Origin of the sequence: Streptomyces sp. TM32, assembly GCF_004122755.1 — a bacterium.
In the GTDB taxonomy this organism is placed as follows: Bacteria; Actinomycetota; Actinomycetes; order Streptomycetales; family Streptomycetaceae; genus Streptomyces; species Streptomyces sioyaensis.
The window spans coordinates 1-7,872 of the sequence record NZ_SDIG01000236.1; the positions used below are offsets into that span (position 1 = coordinate 1).

A 7,872-nucleotide genomic window follows, 5' to 3' on the forward strand; every position below is an offset into this window, starting at 1 on the left:
TACCACCGCGCCGGTGGCCTCGTCAGGCTCTTGACCTGCGTGGATGGCAACGGTTTCAAAATGCTGTGGGGGGGGCGGTATCCGGCAGGAAGGGGCGGGAACTGGTGTGCGGGTCCTTTCGTAGGTATCCACTATCCAGCCAACCAGAAAGTTCCGAAAAGTTCGGTCGTCCGGCCGACTACGCTCGGCAGCATGAGCGAACAACACCCACAGCATTTTGAAACCGTTGCCATCCACGCAGGTCAAGAGCCTGACGAGGCCACCGGCGCGGTGGTACCGCCCATCTACCAGGTGTCCACCTACAAGCAGGACGGGGTGGGCGGGCTGCGCGGCGGCTACGAGTACAGCCGCAGCGCCAATCCGACCCGTACCGCCTTGGAGGAGAACCTCGCGGCCCTGGACGGCGGCCGTCGCGGCCTCGCCTTCGCCTCCGGCCTCGCCGCGGAGGACTGCCTGCTGCGGACCCTGCTGGTCCCCGGCGACCATGTCGTCATCCCGAACGACGCCTACGGCGGAACGTTCCGCCTCATCTCCAAGGTCGTCGAGCGGTGGGGCGTGGAGTGGTCGGTCGCCGACACCTCCGACCCGCAGGCCGTACGCGACGCCCTGCGGCCCCGTACGAAGGCGATCTGGGTGGAGACGCCCAGCAACCCGCTGCTCGGCATCAGCGACATCTCGGCGCTGGCGGGCGTCGCCCAGGAAGCCGACGTCAAGCTCGTCGTCGACAACACCTTCGCCAGCCCGTACCTCCAGCAGCCGCTGGCCCTCGGCGCGGACGTGGTCGTCTACTCCACGACCAAGTACATGGGCGGACATTCGGACGTGGTCGGCGGCGCCCTCGTCGTCAACGACGATGCGCTCGGTGAGGAACTCGCCTACCACCAGAACGCGATGGGCGCGGTCGCCGGCCCCTTCGACGCCTGGCTGGTGATGCGCGGCATCAAGACGCTCGCCGTCCGTATGGACCGGCACAGCGCCAACGCGGCACGCATCGCGGACCTGCTGACCTCGCACAACAAGGTGACCCAGGTCTACTACCCGGGGCTGGCCGAGCACCCGGGCCACGAGATCGCCACCAAGCAGATGCGGTCCTTCGGCGGCATGGTGTCGTTCCGGGTCGCGGGCGGCGAGCAGGCCGCGGTGGAGGTCTGCAACCGGGCCAAGCTGTTCACGCTCGGGGAGTCGTTGGGCGGTGTCGAGTCGCTGATCGAGCACCCGGGTCTGATGACGCACGCCTCGACGGCCGGTTCGCTGCTGGAGGTCCCGGCCGACCTGGTGCGCCTCTCGGTCGGCATCGAGTCCGTCGACGACCTGCTGGCCGACCTCACGCAGGCGTTGGGCTGACGGCCCCTCGTCCCTGGCGCCGTTCACCACCCCTCCACCGGAGGGGTGGTGTGGGCCGGCGGGGGCAGCCAGGGCCGGTCCATGACCAGCCACCACAGCGCCGCCAGTGCGAGCAGGGCGAGCAGCCAGCCGAAGCGGTGCAGCAGGGTGCGGTGGGCCAGCAGCCGGCGGCCGCGGTCGGCCGCGCGGGCCGCCAGATCGGGCGGTACGAGCGGATACGGCCCGGCCAGCATCCGCCGCACCTCGGCCTCCTTGCGGTCGGGCAGGCCGGGGACATCGGGGAGGCCGGCGACCCAGGGGGTGCCCGGGCTCTCGGGGAGGCCGGGACGGTCGGGCGGATCCGGGAGGCTCATGGGGCCGACGGTTCCGGTGCCGGGGCGGGCGGCGGTTCGGGGCGCCGGCGGCTGCGCAGGTCCGCGACGGCCCGCAGGCACAGGGCGTGCACCCGCTCGGTGGGCAGGCCGAGTTGGGCCGCGGTCTGCTCCTCGGCCACGTCCTCGTACAGCCGCAGGACGAGGACCAGGCGCTCCTGCGGGGACAGCCGGTCCAGCAGACCGCCGCGCGGCCGGCGGTGCCTGCGCGCGGTGTGCGTGAAGCGGGTGGCCATCTCGCGGCGGGTGCGCTCGTACGGATCGTCGCCGCGCAGCCGGTCCCAGGCGGCGTAGGTCCGCGACAGGGCGCAGAGCAGCAACTCCTCGGCGGCCGGGGCGGGACGGGCGGCGGGCTCGCCGGTCAGCAGGGTGGCGGCGTACAGCAGCCGGCCCCCGGCGCCCGCCACGAACGACTCGAACTCCCGGGCGCGGCGGCGCTCCTGCGCCGGTCGCCGCTCTCGCACCACGCCTCCCGGATGACGGACACCCGACCCTCGGCTCCTATAGCACGGCAGTGCGGCCACCCGGTCAAGAGGCGTGACGCCCGCGGTCGGTCACGGTAACGGGGGCCCAGGAGGGCGTCGAGGCGGCGTCCAGGGGCGCCGGGCGGGCGCCGGGCGGGCGCCGGGCGGGTGACGCGTCGGACGGCGAACGCGGGGTGCCGGACGCCGGTCAGGCTGTCGGGCAGGACGCCGTCAGGACGTGAGGCAGGACGCCGTCAGGACGTGGGGCCGGCCGGTGCCAATGACGCGGTGAGGTCGGCGAGGGAGGCGTTGAAGCGCGTCAGGAGCGTGGTGAACTCCTCGCGCTCCGTCTCGGACCACTGCTCCGTCACCAGGGCCATCAGTGCACGGCGCGAGGTGCGCACCTCGTCCAGGCGGGCCTGGCCGCGCTCGGACAGCTGGAGGACGACGGCCCGGCCGTCCTCGGGGTGGGTGGCGCGGCTGACCAGCCCGGAGTCGACCAGCGGGGCGACCTGCCGGGTGACCGTCGAGGAGTCGATGCCCATGCCGGCCGCCAGGGCCTTGACGCCCATCGGGCCTTCCTGATCCAGGCGGTTGAGCAGCAGATAGGCGGCGCGGTCCATGGAGTTGCGCGCCTGCCCGACGCCGCCGAGCCGGCTCTGTTCTGCACGGCGGGCGAAGACGGCCACTTGGTGCTGGAGGGCGTCCAGGAGAGCGGAGTCGGTTTGGGTCGTCATGTCCGAAGAGGTGGGCATGGCCGGGAGCTCGCTTCGATGGATGTGCGTACGGATGGGAGGACAGCGTACGCGGACCCGGCGCGGAGCGTACCGGGGCTGTCCATTCCGATAACGCCCCGTAACCCCTGGGCGGCTGTCCGGTGCCCGGGGCCGCACAGCCGTCCGTGCCGTCCTGACAGCCGGACAGAAAAGGCCCTCAGGTGGACACACTGCAAGACTGGCGGCATGGCCGCTCACACGCCGCGCACGTCACACGAGTCCTCTGCCGCCCCCGGTGCCGAGGGTCCGGCCGTCGAGGGTCCGGTCGCGGGGGTTCCGGTGGCCGGGGGTCGACTTCCCGCCATTACGGTTGATGACGTACGCAAGGCGGACAAGATGCTCTCCGGTGTCTCCCGGGCCACCGCGATGGAGGGCAGCCGCTATCTGACCGGGCTGGTGGGCGCGCCCGTCCACCTCAAGTGCGAGAACCTCCAGCGCACCGGCTCGTTCAAGATCCGTGGCGCCTATGTCCGGATCGCCGGGCTCACCGCGCAGCAGCGGGCGGCCGGTGTGGTGGCCGCGAGCGCCGGCAACCACGCCCAGGGCGTGGCGCTCGCGGCGTCCCTGCTGGGGGTGCGCTCGACGGTGTTCATGCCCGTCGGCGCCCCGCTGCCGAAGGTCGCCGCGACCCGCGAATACGGCGCCGAGGTGCGGCTGCACGGCCAGGTGGTGGACGAGACGCTGGCCGCCGCGCAGGAGTACGCGCAAGAGAGCGGCGCGGTCTTCATCCACCCCTTCGATCACCCCGACATCATCGCCGGTCAGGGCACCGTCGGCCTGGAGATCCTCGAACAGTGCCCGGAGGTACGGACGATCGTCGTCGGGGTCGGCGGCGGCGGTCTGATCGCGGGGATGGCGCTCGCGGTCAAGGCGCTGCGGCCGGACGTGAAGATCGTCGGGGTGCAGGCGGCGGGCGCGGCCTGCTATCCGCCCTCGCTGGCGGCCGGCCGGCCGGTGGCGATCGAGGGGCTGTCGACCATGGCGGACGGCATCAAGGTGGGCCGCCCCGGTGAGGTGACGTTCGGGATGGTCGAGGAACTGGTGGACGAGGTCCGTACGGTCACCGAGGACCAGCTCTCCAGCGCGCTGCTGCTGTGCCTGGAGCGGGCGAAGCTGGTGGTGGAGCCGGCCGGGGCGAGCCCGGTGGCCGCGCTGCTCGCCGACCCGGAGTCCTTCGAGGGGCCGGTGGTCGCGGTGCTGTCCGGCGGCAATGTGGATCCGCTGTTGATGCAGCGCATCCTGCGGCACGGCATGGCCGCCGGCGGGCGCTATCTCTCGCTGCGGCTGCGGCTCACCGACCGGCCGGGTGCGCTGGCGACGCTGCTCGGGGTGCTGTCGGTGGTCGATGCGAACGTCCTCGACATCGGGCACGTGCGGACGGATCCACAGCTCGGGCTGACCGAGGTCGAGGTGGAACTGCATCTGGAGACCAAGGGTCCGGCGCACTGCGACGAGGTGCGCACGGCGCTGCGCGAGGCGGGGTACGTCGTCGCGGAGTGAGCCCGGGCCCGGCCCCCTATGGCTCCCGGCTCCGGCGCGGCAGGGGGCGCATTACCGCTCCTGGTGGTGAAGGGGCACGTGCGGGCGCAAGTACGGGCGTAATTGGGGTGAGACAGGGGCGTCACGGGTATAGCGTGACGCCCCTCACGCATGGACGAAACCCCCGTTCCCGTCGGCCTTTATCAGCCTTATCGGCCTTTATCGGCCACTTGGGGGCAGGGGTCGGGGCGCCGCGGTCTCTCCGATCGCCCGGGCTTCCGTCCTCCGACACCCCCACCACCCCGGCCTCTTCGGCGTCCGGGCCTGCTGCGCCTCGTTCCTCCATCCGCCCCCTTCCCCGGGCTCCTGCCGCCTTCCGGGCCCGGTGCCCCTCCGGTGCGGTCCCCTCGGGGCGTGAAAGCCGAAATGTGTATCGCGATGTATCGCGTTTGGGCGTAGCATCTATCGCGAGTGCGGGGCATGCCGGTGCGTCGTGGTGTCCGTCGTGGACAAATGCCATGAAGCAGGCATAAGCCGCCAACCGTAATATTCGACCTGGAACTAACCCAAGCCATGGGAGTACCCCTATGCCAGGCGCCATATACGCCGAAGGTCTGGTGAAGTCCTTCGGCGCCGTGAGGGCACTGGACGGCGTCGACCTCGACGTTCCCGAAGGAACAGTCCTCGGACTGCTCGGCCCGAACGGGGCCGGGAAGACCACCGCCGTACGGGTCCTGACGACCCTGCTCCAGCCCGACCGCGGCAAGGCGGTGGTTGCCGGCATCGATGTCCTCGCCCACCCGGACAAGGTGCGGCGGTCCATCGGTCTCTCCGGCCAATTCGCCGCCGTGGACGAGTATTTGACCGGGCGCGAGAACCTGACGATGGTCGGCCGGCTCTACCAGATGAGCGGCCGTGCGGCGAAGCGGCGAGCCGCCGAACTGCTGGAACGCTTTCACCTCGGCGACGCCGCCGACCGCACCGCCAAGACCTACTCCGGCGGGATGCGCCGCCGGCTCGACCTGGCCGCCGCGCTGGTCGTCAGCCCGCCCGTGATGTTCATGGACGAGCCGACCACGGGCCTGGACCCGCGCAACCGCCAGGAGTTGTGGGACGTCATCCAGGAACTGGTCGCGGGCGGCACGACCCTGCTGCTCACCACCCAGTACCTGGAGGAGGCCGACCGGCTGGCGCACGACATCTGCGTCGTCGACCACGGCAAGGTCATCGCCCGCGGTACCGCCGACCAGCTCAAGGCGCGCACCGGCGGCGAGCGCGTCGAGGTCGTGGTGCATGATTCCGCACACCTCACCGTCGCCGACGAGGTCCTGCGCGGCTTCGGCAAGGGCGAGGGCACGGTCGACCCCCACATCCGCAAGCTCACGGTCCCGGTGACGGGCGGCGCCAAGCTGCTCGCCGAGGTCATCCGCGAACTCGACCTGCGCGGCGTGGAGATCGACGACATCGGGCTGCGCCGCCCGACCCTCGACGACGTGTTCCTCTCGCTGACCGGGCACCACGTCGAGGACGGGGAAGGCGACGGCGCGGGTGACGGGCGCACCGACGGGAGCGCGGGCCGGAACGATGCGGGCGGGGGCGCCGTCGGACGGCAGAAGCGGGGCAGGAAGGGCGCCGGGACGGCCGGCGTGGAGGCGGGCGTGACGAGCGACAGGGAGGGCGTGAAGTGACCACGGTGACCGAAGCGGCCGGGGGCGCCCCGGTCCGGACCGTGCGGCCACGCGGTGGCGTGAGCCGGTCCATCCGCGACTCCCTGGTCGTGGCCCAGCGCAATCTGATCCGGATGCTGCGCATACCCGAAGTCGTGATCTTCGGGCTCATCCAGCCGATCATGTTCGTGGTGCTGTTCACGTACGTCTTCGGCGGCTCCATCAACGTCCCCGGCGCCCCGGTGGGCGATGCCCAGGCCTATCGCGAGTTCCTGATGGCCGGGATCTTCGCGCAGACCGTCACCTTCGCCACGGCGGGGGCCGGCGCCGGGATCGCCGACGACATGCACAAGGGGCTCATCGACCGGTTCCGATCGCTGCCGATGTCCCGCGGGGCGGTGCTCACCGGCCGTACCCTCGCCGACCTCGTACAGACCGCTCTGACGTTGGTGGTGGTGGCGGTCGTCGCGCTGCTGATCGGCTGGCGCACCCACGAGAACATCCTCGACGTGCTGGCCGGCTTCGCCCTGCTGCTCCTGCTCGGGTACGCCTTCTCCTGGATCGGCGCGCTCATCGGCCTGACGGTACGGACGCCGGAGGCGGCCACGTCGGGCGGGCTGATCTGGCTCTTCCCGCTGACCTTCATCTCGAATGCGTTCGTCCCGGTCAACGGCATGCCGGTGTTCCTGCAGCATGTCGCCGAATGGAACCCGTTCAGTGCGACGGTGGCCGCGGCGCGGCTGCTGTTCGGCAATACCAGCAGCCGGGAGCCCGCGTCGGTGACCGGAGCCTGGCCGATGGACCACCCGGTGCTGGCCTCGCTGATCTGGTCCGTACTGATCATCGCGGTCTTCCGGACACTGGCCGTCCGCAAGTACCGGTCGGCCACGGCCTGATCACGGCGCACGGCACGGCGCACACGACGGCGGCGCACCCGGTCATGGCGCACGGCACGGCGAAGCGGCCCGGAGCATCACGCTCCGGGCCGCTTCACCGTCTGTGGGGCGCCTCCGGCCTCAGCCGGAGTACGGCTTGGCGTCGAGGATCTTCACGGCCGCCTTCTTGCCGTTGGGGAGCTCGTACTCCGCCTGGGCGCCGACCTTCTTGCCGTTCACGCCGGTACCCAGAGGGGACTGGGGGGAGTAGGTCTCGATGTCCGAGCTCGCGTACTCCCGGGAGGCCAGAAGGAACGACAGCGTGTCGTCCGGGTCCCCGTCGAACGCGATGGTGACGACCATGCCGGGAGCGACGACGCCGGTCGCGGCGGGGGCCTCGCCGACCTTCGCGGTCTGCAGCAGCTGGGTGAGCTGGCGGACGCGAAGCTCTTGCTTGCCCTGCTCTTCCTTGGCCGCGTGGTACCCGGCGTTCTCCTTCAGGTCACCTTCCTCGCGGGCCGCCGCGATCTTTTCGGTGATCTCGGCGCGTGCGGGACCAGACAGGTGCTCCAGCTCGGCCTTGAGCTGGTCATACGCCTCCTGGGTAAGCCAGGTGACGTTCTCGCTGGTCTGGGTCACAGGTGCTCCTCGTCGGTACTGGGGATAAATCAAACGCCCTACCAGGAAGGTTTGCGCCTTCACAGGTGGGCGAAACCACGAGCCTAACAATTACGGCACAAAACGGGGAAGAGGAATTTCACAGTGGCCGCCCAGCAACGCATCCTGCCTGATCAGAGGCGGTTCCGACACGCCTCGCCGGTGAGCGGGAGGGCGGTCGACGGGGGTGGGGCAGCGGGTGCGGTTGCAGTGTGCCGAGGACTGTGAGACGGGGGGTG

General features: G+C 71.0%; 8 protein-coding genes. 4 read left to right on the forward strand and 4 right to left on the reverse strand.

The features are described 5' to 3' along the window. Nucleotides 1-192 precede the first annotated feature (192 nt). Nucleotides 193-1,344 carry a cystathionine gamma-synthase gene (locus EST92_RS29830; RefSeq protein WP_129283809.1) on the forward strand — a complete coding sequence of 384 codons (1,152 nt, stop codon included), beginning with the start codon at nucleotides 193-195 and terminating at the stop codon, nucleotides 1,342-1,344. A gap of 23 nt (nucleotides 1,345-1,367) precedes the next feature. Here the strand turns inward: EST92_RS29830 and EST92_RS32735 are convergent, their stop codons facing one another. The 3 genes from EST92_RS32735 to EST92_RS29845 form a co-directional block, all read right to left on the reverse strand. Then, nucleotides 1,368-1,697 carry a hypothetical protein gene (locus EST92_RS32735; RefSeq protein ID WP_343283819.1) on the reverse strand — a complete coding sequence of 110 codons (330 nt, stop codon included), beginning with the start codon at nucleotides 1,695-1,697 and terminating at the stop codon, nucleotides 1,368-1,370. Beyond that, the gene (locus EST92_RS29840) at nucleotides 1,694-2,179 is read right to left on the reverse strand and encodes a sigma factor-like helix-turn-helix DNA-binding protein (RefSeq protein WP_129283810.1); all 486 of its coding nucleotides are present in this window, start codon (nucleotides 2,177-2,179) and stop codon (nucleotides 1,694-1,696) included. Before EST92_RS29840 ends, EST92_RS32735 begins: the two co-directional genes overlap by 4 nt. A 254-nt stretch (nucleotides 2,180-2,433) precedes the next feature. Next, entirely contained in the window at nucleotides 2,434-2,934 is a 501-nt protein-coding gene (locus EST92_RS29845) for a MarR family transcriptional regulator (RefSeq protein ID WP_129283811.1), read from the reverse strand. Between the two features lie 357 nt (nucleotides 2,935-3,291). Between EST92_RS29845 and ilvA the strand changes: the two genes are divergently transcribed. The 3 genes from ilvA to EST92_RS29860 all read left to right on the forward strand — a co-directional run bounded on the left by ilvA (nucleotide 3,292) and on the right by EST92_RS29860 (nucleotide 6,997). Continuing rightward, complete coding sequence (gene ilvA / locus EST92_RS29850; RefSeq protein ID WP_254069139.1) at nucleotides 3,292-4,455, forward strand: threonine ammonia-lyase; 1,164 nt, start codon at nucleotides 3,292-3,294, stop codon at nucleotides 4,453-4,455. A gap of 566 nt (nucleotides 4,456-5,021) precedes the next feature. Continuing rightward, nucleotides 5,022-6,122 carry an ATP-binding cassette domain-containing protein gene (locus tag EST92_RS29855; protein WP_129283812.1) on the forward strand — a complete coding sequence of 367 codons (1,101 nt, stop codon included), beginning with the start codon at nucleotides 5,022-5,024 and terminating at the stop codon, nucleotides 6,120-6,122. Further along, on the forward strand, nucleotides 6,119-6,997 hold the full coding sequence (locus EST92_RS29860; RefSeq protein ID WP_129283813.1) for an ABC transporter permease: 879 nt from the start codon (nucleotides 6,119-6,121) through the stop codon (nucleotides 6,995-6,997). The genes EST92_RS29855 and EST92_RS29860 overlap by 4 nt, the downstream gene beginning before the upstream one ends. 120 nt (nucleotides 6,998-7,117) lie before the next feature. Here the strand turns inward: EST92_RS29860 and greA are convergent, their stop codons facing one another. Then, nucleotides 7,118-7,615, reverse strand: coding sequence for a transcription elongation factor GreA (greA, locus tag EST92_RS29865; RefSeq protein WP_006603480.1), 498 nt, complete (start codon nucleotides 7,613-7,615; stop codon nucleotides 7,118-7,120). Nucleotides 7,616-7,872: the final 257 nt, after the last annotated feature.